This is a genomic window from Pinisolibacter sp. DMC100, assembly GCF_056313705.1.
Genome location: NZ_JBQUZT010000003.1, coordinates 19,444 through 32,495 on the forward strand (window position 1 = coordinate 19,444; position 13,052 = coordinate 32,495).

The window sequence follows — 13,052 nt, forward strand, 5'->3', positions numbered from 1 at the left end:
AAAGCCGTGATCTTGCCTCGGACCGGGCGTGCCCGATCAGATGTCGTGGCGCGAGAACGCCAGCGTCGCGTTGGTGCCGCCGAAACCGAAGGAGTTCGACAGGACCGTGCCGAGCTTCACGCCGTCGATGCGCTCGCGCACGATCTGCATGTCGGCGAAGGCCGGGTCGATCTCTTCGATGTTGGCGCTCTTGCAGATGAAGTCGTTCTCCATCATCAGCAGCGAATAGATCGCCTCCTGCACGCCGGTGGCGCCGAGCGAGTGGCCGGTCAGCGACTTGGTCGCCGAGATCGGCGGGCAGTTCGCACCGAACACCGCGCGGATCGCCTCGATCTCCTTCTGATCGCCGACCGGCGTCGACGTGGCGTGCGGGTTGATGTAGTCGATCGGCGTCTTCACGGTCGAAAGCGCCTGCTGCATGCAGCGGATCGCGCCCTCGCCCGACGGGGCGACCATGTCGTAGCCGTCGGAGGTCGCGCCGTAGCCGACGATCTCGGCGTAGATCTTGGCGCCGCGGGCCTTGGCGCGCTCGTACTCCTCGAGCACCAGCACACCGGCGCCGCCGGCGATGACGAAGCCGTCACGGTTCTTGTCGTAGGCGCGCGAGGCGGTGGCGGGCGTGTCGTTGTACTTCGACGACATGGCGCCCATGGCGTCGAACAGGTTCGACAGCGACCAGTCGAGATCCTCGCAGCCGCCGGCGAACATCACGTCCTGCTTGCCCCACTGGATCATCTCGTAGGCGTTGCCGATGCAGTGGTTCGACGTCGCGCAGGCCGAGGAGATCGAATAGTTCACGCCCTTGATGCCGAAGAAGGTGGCGAGCGTGGCGGAGGCGGTCGAGGACATGGCCTTCGGCACGGCGAAGGGGCCGATGCGCTTGGGGCCCTTGTCCTGGGTGATGGCGGCGGCCTCGACGATGGTGCGGGTGGAGGGACCACCCGAGCCCATGACGATGCCGGTGCGCGGGTTCTTGATGTCGCCCTCTTCGAGGCCGGAGTCGGCGATCGCCTGATCCATCGCGATGTGGTTCCAGGCGGTACCGCCGCCGTGGAAGCGCATGTTGCGGCGGTCGATCAGCGGCTCGACGTCGATGTGCGGCATTCCGTGAACCTGGCAGCGGAAGCCGAGCTGGGCGTACTGCTCGGCGCGCTCGATGCCGGAGCGTGCGTTCAGCAGGCTGTCCAGAACTGCCGCCTTGTCGTTTCCGATGGAGGAAACGATGCCCATACCCGTCACGACGACCCGCCTCATGGGATCACCTCTTTCGCTGGCGTCCGCCCACCGGCGGCGCTCGTGTCGAACTTCGAACCGCCCATCGGCGTTCGACCCCGCGCCGCTCGGGCGGCGCGGAGAACTCTATCACGGAACACGGCGACGTGCGCCGGACCCTTCGCGGAATCAGGCCTGGAACAGGCCGACGCGCATGTCCTTGACCTCGTAGATCGGCTTGCCGTCGGCGAGAAGCGTGCCGTCGGCGATGCCCATCTTGAGCTTGGTCTTGAAGACGCGCTTCAGGTCGACGCGATACTCGACCAGCTTGGTCGTCGGCAGGACCTGATCGGAGAACTTCACCTCGCCGACGCCGAGCGCGCGGCCCTTGCCGGGCAGGCCGAGCCAGCCGAGGAAGAAGCCGGTCAGCTGCCAAAGCGCGTCGAGGCCGAGGCAGCCCGGCATGACGGGGTCGCCCTGGAAGTGGCAGGGGAAGAACCAGAGGTCGGGACGGATGTCGAACTCGGCGCGCACCAGACCGACGCCGTTGGCGCCGCCCGTCTCGGAGATCTCCACGATGCGATCGAACATCAGCATCGGCGGCAGCGGCAGCTGGGCATTGCCCGGGCCGAACATCTCGCCGCGGCCGCAGGCGAGCAGGTCTTCGTAGGAGAGGCTGGAGGGGCGCTCGGACATCGTCTCTTCTTCTTCCCCCTGATCGGGATGGTGGCTCGTCCCGCGGGCGTCGTCCTCGGGGCGAGCGGAGGTTCGGCGCCTTCCTAACACAGGGGAGAAGCCGCCGAAAGATCCGTGGACCTGCGGGGGAACGCGTCCATGGTCGCAGTCGCGATCGGGCGGCTCTTGCAGAATTTGCGAATGCGTCGCATTATATGATCAATCGTCGACCCACCGGAGAGCCCGCATGTTCGAAGCCGCCAGAGCCTACGCCGCCGATCCGTCCGAGGACGCCTTCGAGGGCGCGGACGAGGGTGTCGTCGTGTCGATCGGTCGTGACGGCCCCGCCGTCGAACGGCTGCGCGCCCACGGGCTCAGGCCGACGCGTCAACGGATCGATCTCGTCGGCGTGCTGTTCAGCCAGGGCGACCGCCACCTGTCGGCCGAGCAGGTCTATTCGGAGGCGCTGGCGGCGGGGGCGAGAGTGTCGCTCGCCACCGTCTACAACACGCTGAAGCAGTTCACCGAGGCCGGCCTCCTGGTCGAGCTCGCGGCGGCGGGGGCGAAGTCCTTCTTCGACACGCGGGTCGATCGCCATCACCACTTCTACGTCGAGGACGAGGGCGTGATGATGGACGTCTCGGCCGACGACGTCGGCATCGACCGCCTGCCGACCCCGCCCGAGGGCATGGAGATCGTCGGCTGCGAGGTGACGATCCGCCTGCGTCGCAAGCGGTGAACGGGAACGATCCGGGCGCGAACGTCCGGATCGTCGGAAGCTGCCGCCGTGCGGGACGCTCACTTGCGCGTCCACACCTCCGAATCGCACATCGACTGGCCGACGGCGCAGCCCTGGATCTTCAGGCCGCCCGGCGTCGTGGTGACGGTGCCGTTGAAGGTCATGAAGCCCGGCATGTCGGGATGCTTCATGTCGCCCTTCCACTTGCCGTCGCCGGCGGGCGCGATGCCGGTCATGAACATGTCGAAGCCGGATTCCTGCACCTTGGCGCAGAGGTTGCCGCCGCAGGTGGTGACCTTGGCGGTGGTGCCGTTGGGGCGGGAATAGACCCCGTCGGGGCCGGCGGCGACGGCCGGCGCGGCGACGAGGGTGACGGCGGCGGCGAGGGCGATGGATCTGAGATTCATGGGAACGGTCTCCGGGGTGCCCGAGCGCAACGTCCCCGTCCGAGGTCGCTCGCGGTCGGCCGCTCGCCCGTCGTGACGGCCCTCCTCCGACGGCGCGAGTTCAGAACATTCTTATGTAATGAAGTTCTGATGGAACAGGCGCGACGCGGTCGCGTGCGGCAACGCATGCGCGTGGTGCGACATCGTGGGGGCTCGACGGCCGCGAAGGGCCGAAAAGTCGCGCCGCGGGCCTTTCTTTCGGCTGTCGGCGCTGGTATCCACGGCGCCATGACGACCGATCTGAAGCACATCCGCAACTTCTCCATCATCGCCCACATCGACCATGGCAAGTCGACGCTGGCCGATCGTCTCATCCAGACGACCGGCGGCCTCGAGACGCGCGAAATGGTCGAGCAGGTGCTCGACAACATGGAGATCGAGCGCGAACGCGGCATCACCATCAAGGCGCAGACCGTGCGCCTCGACTACAAGGCCAAGGACGGCGAGACCTATGTCCTGAACCTGATGGACACGCCCGGTCACGTCGACTTCGCCTACGAGGTCTCCCGTTCGCTCGCCGCCTGCGAGGGCTCGCTGCTCGTCGTCGACGCCTCCCAGGGCGTCGAGGCGCAGACGCTCGCCAACGTCTATCAGGCGATCGACAACAATCACGAGATCGTGCCGATCCTCAACAAGGTCGATCTGCCGGCGGCCGACTGCGACCGCGTCAAGGAACAGATCGAAGAGGTGATCGGCATCGACGCCTCCGACGCCGTGCCGATCTCGGCCAAGACCGGCATCGGCATCGGCGACGTGCTCGAGGCCATCGTCACCCGCCTGCCGCCGCCCAAGGGCGACCGCGACGCGCCGCTCAAGGCGATGCTGGTCGACAGCTGGTACGACACCTATCTCGGTGTCGTCGTGCTGGTGCGCATCGTCGACGGCGTCATGCGCAAGGGTCAGAAGATCCGCATGATGGAGGCCGGCGCCACCTACGACGTCGAGCGCATGGGCGTCTTCACGCCGAAGATGGTGGAGCTGAAAGAGCTCGGCCCCGGCGAGATCGGCTTCATCAACGCCTCGATCAAGGAAGTCGCCGACACCCGCGTCGGCGACACCATCACCGACGAGCGCAAGCCCTGCGCCGAGCGGCTGCCGGGCTTCCGCCCGACCCAGCCGGTGGTGTTCTGCGGCCTGTTCCCGGTCGACGCCGCCGACTTCGAGGACCTGCGCACCGCGGTCGGCAAGCTGCGCCTCAACGACGCCTCCTTCACCTTCGAGATGGAGACCTCCGCGGCGCTCGGCTTCGGCTTCCGCTGCGGCTTCCTCGGCCTGCTGCATCTCGAGATCATTCAGGAGCGGCTCGAGCGCGAGTTCAATCTCGACCTGATCGCGACCTCGCCCTCGGTCGTCTACAAGATGAAGCTGGTCGACGGCTCGGAGATCGAGCTGCACAACCCGGTCGACATGCCCGACGTCACCCGCATCCGCGAGATCGAGGAGCCCTGGATCAAGGCGACGATCATGACGCCGGACGAGTATCTCGGCTCGGTGCTGAAGCTCTGCCAGGACAAGCGCGGCGTCCAGCTCGACCTGTCCTATGCCGGCTCCCGCGCCATGGTGGTCTACGAACTGCCGCTGAACGAAGTGGTGTTCGACTTCTACGACCGGCTGAAGTCGGTCTCGAAGGGCTACGCCTCGTTCGACTATCACCTCGCCGACTATCGCGAATCCGACCTCGTCCGGCTGCAGATCCTGGTCAACGGCGAAGCGGTCGACGCGCTTTCCATGCTGGTCCACAAGACCCGTGCCGAGAGCCGCGGCCGCGCCATCTGCGAGAAGCTCAAGGACGTCATCCCGCCGCACATGTTCCAGATCCCCGTCCAGGCGGCGATCGGCGGCAAGATCGTGGCGCGCGAGACGATCCGGGCGCTGCGCAAGGACGTGACGGCGAAGTGCTACGGCGGCGACGCCACCCGCAAGCGCAAGCTCCTCGACAAGCAGAAAGAGGGCAAGAAGCGCATGCGGCAGTTCGGCAAGGTCGACATCCCGCAGGAAGCCTTCATCCAGGTGCTGAAGGTCGAGGCCTGACGGCACGCCGTCCGCGCGGTCGGACGGCATTCGGTCCTCGTCTCGCGGTGACATCCGTCGCGGCACTCCTCGCCGCGACGGCAGGACACGAGGGGGCGCGATGGGGACCTCGCAGGACGCCATCACCGACGACGGGCTCGGTCGCGGTTCGGCCGTTCGCCGTCTGCTCGCCCGCCGCCGGGCGGTGCCGGACGGCGGGTTGCGTCCGGCCTCCGGCGTCGTCGCGGCGATCGGGCTCGTCCTCTTCGCACTGGCGATCTGGCCGGTCGGCGCCTTCGTCCATCTCGGCCTGCAGGACTATCCCAACCATCTGGCGCGCGGCTGGATCCTGACCCGGCTCGACGATCCTTCGGTCGCGGCGCATTTCCGCTCGGCCTGGGGGCTCGTTCCCAATCTCGCCTTCGATCTGTGGATGGTCGCCGTCGGGCGCGTGCTCGACGTGTGGGACGCCGGACGGCTCTACGTCGTCGTCACGGCTCTTCTGACCGTCGGCGGCGTCGCGGCGCTGTCCTGGGCGCTGCGGCGGCGGATCGGCCTGCCGCAGCTCCTCGCGGTGCCGCTCGTCTTCAACTCCGGCTTCGACCGCGGCTTCCTCTCGTTCAACCTCGCGATGGCGCTGATGCTCTTCGCCGCGGCGTGGTGGGAGGCGATCGACGACCGTCGGCCGTGGCTCCGGGGCATCGGCGGGGCGATCTTCTGCCTGCTGCTCTACACCGCCCATCTCGCCGGCTTCGGCGCCTACGGCCTGTGGGTGATCGGGACGCGGCTGCGCGATCTCGGCCGGGGAGGGGGGATGGGCGAGCGCCTGCGCGGCTGGGCGCGCGACGCGGTGCAGATCGTGCCGGTGGTGGGGCTCCTCGTCTTCGAACGGGCGACGCGGACCGAATGGGCGGTGATCGACACGTCGGTGCGCGGCTTCGAGGACCCGCTCGTCCGCCTCGGACAGATCGAGCGGCTGCTCGACATCGGCCCGTGGTGGCACAACGCAGCGCTGCTGACGCTGGTGATCGGCCTGCTGCTGCCGGCCTGGGCCCTCGGCGCGCTCCGGATCGATCGGCGGGCGCTGCCGGCGATCTGGATGGCGCTGGTGCTCTTCGCGATCACGCCCAACAGTTTCGGTGGCGTCCACATGGCGGGCTGGCGGCCGCTGCTGGTCGCGGCGCTGTTCCTGGCGGCGAGCCTCGAGACCTCGGTTCTCTTCGGCAGGCGTCCGGCGGTCGCCTGGGTGGCGATGCTCGTCGTCGTGGTCGGCCTCGCCTCGGCGGCGACGGCGGTGCGCTGGGCGGCGACGGACCGCGAGCGGCTGGATCTCGACATGGTGCTCGCCGCGGTGAAGCCGGGCGAACGGGTCTTCGTCGTTCAGACCGACGCCAACCGCGATCTGACGCATGCCGAACGGCGGCGGCGCACCGGGATCTATCACCTCGCCGCCTATGCGGTGATCGAACGCGGCATCGTCGTCCAGTCGCTCTTCGTCTATCCCGGCCAGCAACCGCTGCGTTTCCGCGACGACCGGCTGCAGCAGGCACCGGAGAACTCGAAGACGACGATCGTCGATCTGCGGCAGATCTATGCACAGTTCGGCCGCGACCTCGCCGACCACGTCGCGCACTTCGACCACGTGCTGGCGATCGGTGAGCGGGATGCCGCGTCGCTGCCCGAACTCGGGCGGCTCGCGCCGCGCGGCCATGTCGGGCTCTATCGGCTCTTCGATCCGGCGCGATAGGCCGGCGCGCTCACCAGTGCGGCGGCGGCGGATCGGCGGGACGCGACAGGCCGGAGCGGCTCTCCATTTCCAGCAGCTGGTCGGACAGCATGGCGGTGCGGCGATCGAGGATCTCGATGCGCTTCCATTGCTGGACCACCATGGCGTTGAGCTCCTCGATGGTGCGGTCCTGATCGGCGATGGTCGCCTCCAGGCGGTCGATACGGGCGAGGGCTTCTTCGAGTTCGGTCACGGTTGGCTCCGTCGGGCTGGGCGCAGACCATCGTCCGGGCGGGCGCACTTGTCCAGCGCCGGGGGCGGAAACGATTCCGAGACACGATGACGTGCCGCGCCGCGATCCGGCCGAAGAGCTGCCCTCGTGTCGCCGAGATCGCGGCCGATCCTGTGCTGGAACGGTCCCGGGATGCCGGGACGCGTCGTTTCGGAGCGCTTCTCCCATGTCGTCCAATCTGCCGGTTCTCTGGGTCCCGCCCGTCACCCCGCCCGATCCCGACGAGCGGCCGCCCAAGCGCCGCGGCAATCTCGGCGTGATCCTCGCCGCCGTCGTCATCGTCGGCCTGCCGCTCGGCGCCTGGGCGATGTGGACACGCTCGGCCAGTGTGCCGTCCGACGCCGCACCGGCGGCCAAGGTCGCCGAGACCGAGACGGTCGCCCCGGCGAAGCCGGAGACGCCGGCCGCCAGGGCCGAGCCGGCCCCGTCGACCTCCGGCGGCAACCTGCCCTACATCGCCCGCCCGACCCAGACGACCGCGCCCGCGCCGACACCGACGCCGAGCGCCGCCGCGACGCCGGCTCCGAGCTCGGCACCGGCCTCGACCGCCGAAGCGCCGACGCCGCTCGGCCCCGACGGCCGTCCGGTGCGGGTGATCGGCATCGACAAGCGCACCGGCGACATGACCGATCCGGCGGCCGCCGCGCCGCCGACCCGCGTCGCCGAGCCGGAAAAGCCGGCACCCGCCGCGGCACCGTCGCCTGCCGCCGCCGCACAGCCGGCGACGGTCGAGCCGGCCACGCCGCGCGGATCGATCGTCGAGACCGCGCCGTCGCAACAGCCGGTGCCGCAGCCGCCGGTCGCCGTCGCCCCGCAGCCGTCCCAACCGGAGAAGCCGGCCGTCGCCACCACCGAACCCGCGGCGCCCGTCGATGCCCCGCAGGCCGCGGCGCCCACGGTCATCACGCCGCCGGTCGAGGCGAGCCGTCCGGCCGCGCCGGCGCCGAAGGCCGCCGAGACCAAGCCGGTCGAGCCCAAGGCTAAGCCCGTGCCGCCGAAGCGCGAGGCGATGCGCGCGCCGCCGCGCGACGAGGACATCCCGCGTGCCGACGGTGGTGGCGATTTCGCCGATCGCCTGGCCGCCATCCGTCGCGACGAAGCGCGTCGCGCCATCGAACGGCCGCGCTACGTGCCGCCGCCGGAGGACGACGAGGAAATCGTGGTTGTGCCTCGGCCGCGCTGGGGCTGGCAGCCGCCGGTCTTCTTCGACGACCGGCCGCACGGGCCCGTGCTCAGGTCCTTCGAGCGTCCGTCGCGCGAGGCGTCGAGCCGCAGTCCCATGGGCGAGAACTGCCACTATCACGCCTGGCCGACCGAGGACATGGCGTTCCATCGCCAGGTCCAGTGCCACTGGCACCGCGATCCGCGCGATTCGTCGCTGCGCTACGTGCGTTGACGAAGGCGAGCGGCGACCGCCTCAGCCGAGGCGGTCGCGCAGCGCGTACCAGCTCATGGCGAGCACCAGCGTCGGGTGGCGCAGGCGCCGCCCGCCGGGGAAGGCCCGGGCCGGGATCGAGGCCATGACGTCGAAGCGCGAGGTGTCGCCCTCGATCGCTTCGGCGAGCAGCTTGCCGGCGAGCGTGGCGATGGCGACACCGTGGCCGGAATAGCCGGCGGCGGTATAGACGCCGGGGCGCAGCCGCCGGAAATAGGGCATGCGGTTCATGGTGACCGCCAGTGTGCCGCCCCAGGCATAGTCGATCTTCACGTCGGCGAGGTCGGGATAGATCTTCAGCATGTGAGCGCGGACGAAGGCCTTCATGTCCTTCGGATCGCTGTAGCCGTAGGTCTCGCCGCCGCCGAAGACGAGGCGGCCGTCGGCCGAGATGCGCCAGTAGTGGACGACGAAGCGGCTGTCGGCGACCGCCTCGCGCAGCGGGATCAGCCGCGAGGCGCGCGGCCCGAGCGGCTCGGTCGCCAGCACGTAGTTGCGGATCGGCATGACATGGGCGTCGATCTCGGCGCAGAGCCCGTCGAGATAGCCGTTGGCGGCGACCACCACGTCGGAGGCCGAGATGGTGCCGGTGGCGGTCTTGACCCGCCGGGCGCCGCCCGCCTCGCCGTCGAGGCCGAGGGCGCGGGTGCCCTCGTGGATGCGCACGCCCGCCTCCTCGGCGGCGCGGGCGAGGCCGAGGGCGTAGTTCAGCGGATGGAGATGGCCGGCGGTGCCGTCGCGCCAGCCGCCGAAATAGACGTCGGTACCGATGGCGCGGGCGAGCGCCTCGCGGTCGAGGAAGGTGGCGCCGTCCCAGCCGTAGCGGGCGATCAGATGCTCGACCTCGCGGTCGGCCTCGCGCAGCCACGACTTCTTGTGGACGGCGTGGATCAGGCCCTCGCGCCAGTCGCAGTCGATGCCGTGGGCCGAGATCAGGCCCTTGACCGTGCGCTTGGCCTCTTCGGCGAGGTCGAAGAGCGCGCGGGCGCGCTCGATGCCGAACCAGTCCTCGAGCGTCTCCTGGTCGCGGCGCTGGCCGGAATGGAGCTGGCCGCCGTTGCGGCCCGAGGCGCCCCAGCCGACCCGGTTGGCCTCGATCACGATCACCCGGCGCCCCTTCTTCGCCAGATGCAGCGCGGTCGACAGACCGGTGTAGCCGGCGCCGATCACGCAGACGTCGCAGGCGGCGTCGCCGTCGAGCGGCGGGCGTTCCGGCGCCTCGTGGGCGGTCGCGGCATAGAGGGAGGGGGCGTGCGGGGCGGGTTCGGTCATCCGAGCGGGTCCGGTGTCGGCCGGCGGGGGCTCCCGCCGAGTTGCCCTTTCTCGCCCGTCTCGCGTCGTTCGTCGAGGTGGTGGCGTTGCGGAGGGCGAAATATCGCAGCGCAGCGAAGGGCTTCGCCGGATCGATCGGCGAGAGGCGCCGCCGGACCGGGGCGAGATGCCCGGTCCGGCGGCATCGACCTTTCCACTGGTCAGGCCTTGACCAGGCCTTCCTTCTTCAGCGCCGCGTGGGCGTCGTCGAGCGTCTTGGCGGCGAGGCGGACGAGTTCGTCGGCCTCGGCGTGCGACAGCGTCAGCGGCGGCGACAGGATCAGGCTGTCGCGCACGGCGCGCATGATCAGGCCGTTCTTGAACGACAGATCGCGGGCGATGGTGCCGGCCCGGCCCTCGTCGGTGACATGGGCGAACTTCTTCGACCGCGACGGCTTCTCCGGTACCAGTTCGAGCGCGCCGACGAGGCCCTTCATGCGCGCCTCGCCGACCAGCGGATGGTCACCGAGCGTCAGCCAGCGCTCACGCAGGTAGGGGCCGATGTCGTCGCGGACGCGGGCGACGAGGCCCTCGCGCTCGATGATGTCGAGATTGGCCAAGGCGGCCGCGGCACAGGTCGGGTGGCCGGTGTAGGTGTAGCCGTGGTTGAACTCGGCGCCCTCGGCGGTGATCACCGCGGCGACCTTGTCGGAGACCATGACGCCGCCCATCGGCAGATAGCCGGAGGTGAGACCCTTGGCGATCGGCTGGAGGTCGGCCGTGACGCCATAAGTGTCGGCGCCGAACCACGCGCCGGTACGGCCGAAGCCGCAGATGACCTCGTCGACCACCAGCAGGATCTCGCGTTCGGCGCAGATCCGCTTGATCTCGGGCCAATAGGTCTCGGGCGGGATGATGACGCCGCCGGCACCTTGAATCGGCTCGGCGATGAAGGCGGCGACGTTCTCCTCGCCGAGGCGGTCGATCTCGCGCTCGAGCTCGCGGGCGGCCCAGACGCCGAACTCGTGCGGGTTCATGTCGCCGCCCTCGCCGAACCAGTAGGGCTGGGCGATGTGGCTGATGCCGGCGATCGGCAGGTCGCCCTGGCCGTGCATCGGCTTCATGCCGCCGAGCGAGGCGGCCGCGACCGTCGAGCCGTGGTAGGCGTTGCGGCGCGAGATGAAGGCCTTCTTCTTCGGCTTGCCGAGCAGGTCCCAGTACCAGCGCACCATACGGAAGACGGTGTCGTTGGCCTCGGAGCCCGAGCCGCAGAAGAAGACGCGGTTCATGTGGGCGGGGGCGACGCTCGCGAGCTTCTCGGCGAGGCGGATCGCCGGCGCGTTCGTCGTCTTGAAGAACGAGTTGTAGTAGGCGAGCTCCAGCATCTGCTCGTGGACGGCGTCGGCGATCTCGCGACGGCCGTGGCCGATGTTGGTGCACCACAGGCCAGCCATGCCGTCGAGATAGCGCCGGCCGTCCGAATCCGTCAGCCACACGCCGTCGCCGCGCACCATGACGCGGGCGCCTTCGCGCGCGAGGCTCGCGTATTCGGTGAAGGGGTGGAGATAGTGGGCGCTGTCGAGGGCCTGGAGTTCGGCGGTCGGGTAGAGGTTGGAGGCGGTCATGTCGAGGCGATCTCCGACGCGATGGGCATGGCTTCGCCGTTCGCCGGATCGGCGATCCGGCGTCGGCTGGGTTTCGTTGCGGCCGTCATCCCCGGCCGGAGCACCCGGAGGGGTGCGGAGGGGAAGGGGATCCATGCGGCACATGGGCTCGCGCCGCATGGATCCCCTTCCCTCGGTCTCGTCGCGCCTCGCCGGGGAAGACGGCGAGCGGGCCGCGGTTCGCGCGGCGTCGAAGGCTCAGACGTTGAGCAGCAGGAACTCGCGTTCCCAGGGGCTGATCACCCGCATGAAGGTCTCGAATTCGGCCTGTTTGATCGCCCGATAGGTCGAGGAGAAGGACTTGCCGAAGATGTCGGTCATCTCGTCGCTCTCCTCGAAGAGGGCGACCGCCTCGAGCAGGCCGCGCGGCAGGCCGAAGTCGAGGTCGTAGGCCGAGCCTTCCACCGGATCGCCGGGGTTCAGCCCCTGAACCATGCCGATCCAGCCGCAGGCGAGCGAGGCGGCGATGGCGAGATAGGGGTTGGCGTCCGACGAGGGCACGCGGTTCTCGACACGGCGGGCGGCGGGCGAGGAGTTGGGGACGCGCAGGCCGACCGTGCGGTTGTCGTAGCCCCAGTGGACGTTCACCGGCGCCGCCGACTTGCGCATCAGGCGGCGGTAGGAGTTCACGTAGGGCGCGAGCATGCACATCACCACCGGCAGGAACTTCTGCTGGCCGCCGATGAAGTGGAAGAACTCCCGCGTCGGGCCGCCGTCGGGGCCTGAGAAGATGTTCTGCCCGGTCTCGACGTCGATGATCGACTGGTGGATGTGCATGGCCGAGCCGGGTTCGCCGGCGATCGGCTTGGCCATGAAGGTGGCGTACATGTTGTGGCGCACCGCCGCCTCGCGGATGGTGCGCTTGAACAGGAAGACCTGATCGGCCAGCGCCAGCGGATCGCCGTGGCGCAGGTTGATCTCCATCTGGGCGACGCCCTCCTCGTGGATCAGGGTGTCGATCTCGAGCCCCTGCGTCTCCGAGAAGTCGTAGATGTCGTCGAAGAGGTCGTCGAACTCGTTGACCGCGGCGATCGAATAGGACTGGCGACCGCTCTCCGGCCGGCCGGAGCGGCCGATCGGCGGCTTCAACGGATAGTCCGGGTCCTGGTTGCGCTCGACCAGATAGAACTCGAGCTCGGGCGCCACGATCGGTTTCCAGCCCTTCTTTTCGTAGAGGTCGATGATCCGGCGCAGGAGCTGGCGCGGCGCGATCTCCACCGGACGGCCGTCCTGGTGATAGGCGTCGTGGATGATCTGCGCCGTCGGGTCGGAGGCCCAGGGCACGACCGCGAGCGTCGAATAGTCGGGGATCAGGCGAATGTCGCCGTCGGCGTCGTCGACCTGGAAGTCGTCGTCTTCGTCCGGGTATTCGCCGGTGATCGTCTGGGTGAAGATCGATCCGGGGATCGACATGACGGGCGCGTCGACGAACTTCGCCACCGGCATCATCTTGCCGCGCGCCACGCCGGCGATGTCGGGCACGATGCACTCGATGTCCTCGAGGCCGCGGTCCTCGAGCCATGCGGCGGCGGCACTCTTGTCGGCGACGCCGCGCAGGTCGGCGGTCGAACCCTGGGATTTCTTCTTCTTGGCCATGGGCCA

The 13,052-nt window shown here is 69.3% G+C and carries 11 protein-coding genes; 4 read left to right on the forward strand and 7 right to left on the reverse strand.

Annotated features, from left to right (window positions below):
• Nucleotides 1-36: 36 nt before the first annotated feature.
• Together fabB and fabA are read right to left on the reverse strand one after the other, a co-directional pair.
• Entirely contained in the window at nucleotides 37-1,254 is a 1,218-nt protein-coding gene (gene fabB / locus ACT541_RS13200) for a beta-ketoacyl-ACP synthase I (RefSeq protein ID WP_476137548.1), read from the reverse strand.
• Nucleotides 1,255-1,401: 147 nt separating this feature from the next.
• Complete coding sequence (fabA, locus tag ACT541_RS13205; protein WP_476137549.1) at nucleotides 1,402-1,908, reverse strand: 3-hydroxyacyl-[acyl-carrier-protein] dehydratase FabA; 507 nt, start codon at nucleotides 1,906-1,908, stop codon at nucleotides 1,402-1,404.
• A gap of 226 nt (nucleotides 1,909-2,134) precedes the next feature.
• Between fabA and irrA the strand changes: the two genes are divergently transcribed.
• The gene (irrA, locus tag ACT541_RS13210) at nucleotides 2,135-2,626 is read left to right on the forward strand and encodes an iron response transcriptional regulator IrrA (protein ID WP_476137550.1); all 492 of its coding nucleotides are present in this window, start codon (nucleotides 2,135-2,137) and stop codon (nucleotides 2,624-2,626) included.
• A 59-nt stretch (nucleotides 2,627-2,685) separates the two neighbouring features.
• Here irrA and ACT541_RS13215 read toward each other — a convergent pair whose 3' ends face one another.
• Complete coding sequence (locus ACT541_RS13215; RefSeq protein ID WP_476137551.1) at nucleotides 2,686-3,033, reverse strand: DUF2147 domain-containing protein; 348 nt, start codon at nucleotides 3,031-3,033, stop codon at nucleotides 2,686-2,688.
• A gap of 267 nt (nucleotides 3,034-3,300) precedes the next feature.
• On the opposite strand from ACT541_RS13215, the gene lepA reads away from it, so the two are divergent.
• The gene (gene lepA / locus ACT541_RS13220) at nucleotides 3,301-5,103 is read left to right on the forward strand and encodes a translation elongation factor 4 (RefSeq protein ID WP_476137552.1); all 1,803 of its coding nucleotides are present in this window, start codon (nucleotides 3,301-3,303) and stop codon (nucleotides 5,101-5,103) included.
• A 100-nt stretch (nucleotides 5,104-5,203) separates the two neighbouring features.
• Entirely contained in the window at nucleotides 5,204-6,829 is a 1,626-nt protein-coding gene (locus ACT541_RS13225; protein ID WP_476137553.1) for a hypothetical protein, read from the forward strand.
• A 10-nt stretch (nucleotides 6,830-6,839) separates the two neighbouring features.
• Here the strand turns inward: ACT541_RS13225 and ACT541_RS13230 are convergent, their stop codons facing one another.
• Nucleotides 6,840-7,061, reverse strand: coding sequence for a SlyX family protein (locus ACT541_RS13230; RefSeq protein WP_476137554.1), 222 nt, complete (start codon nucleotides 7,059-7,061; stop codon nucleotides 6,840-6,842).
• Nucleotides 7,062-7,266: 205 nt separating this feature from the next.
• On the opposite strand from ACT541_RS13230, the gene ACT541_RS13235 reads away from it, so the two are divergent.
• Nucleotides 7,267-8,496 (forward strand): hypothetical protein, encoded by a 1,230-nt coding sequence (locus ACT541_RS13235; RefSeq protein ID WP_476137555.1) that lies wholly within the window; start codon nucleotides 7,267-7,269, stop codon nucleotides 8,494-8,496.
• A 21-nt stretch (nucleotides 8,497-8,517) separates the two neighbouring features.
• On the opposite strand, the gene ACT541_RS13240 is transcribed toward ACT541_RS13235, so the two are convergent.
• The 3 genes from ACT541_RS13240 to ACT541_RS13250 form a co-directional block, all read right to left on the reverse strand.
• Nucleotides 8,518-9,807: an NAD(P)/FAD-dependent oxidoreductase gene (locus ACT541_RS13240; RefSeq protein WP_476137556.1), complete on the reverse strand. Its 1,290-nt coding sequence runs from the start codon at nucleotides 9,805-9,807 to the stop codon at nucleotides 8,518-8,520.
• A 200-nt stretch (nucleotides 9,808-10,007) separates the two neighbouring features.
• Nucleotides 10,008-11,411, reverse strand: coding sequence for an aspartate aminotransferase family protein (locus ACT541_RS13245; RefSeq protein WP_476137557.1), 1,404 nt, complete (start codon nucleotides 11,409-11,411; stop codon nucleotides 10,008-10,010).
• A gap of 237 nt (nucleotides 11,412-11,648) precedes the next feature.
• Complete coding sequence (locus ACT541_RS13250; protein WP_476137558.1) at nucleotides 11,649-13,046, reverse strand: glutamine synthetase family protein; 1,398 nt, start codon at nucleotides 13,044-13,046, stop codon at nucleotides 11,649-11,651.
• Nucleotides 13,047-13,052: the final 6 nt, after the last annotated feature.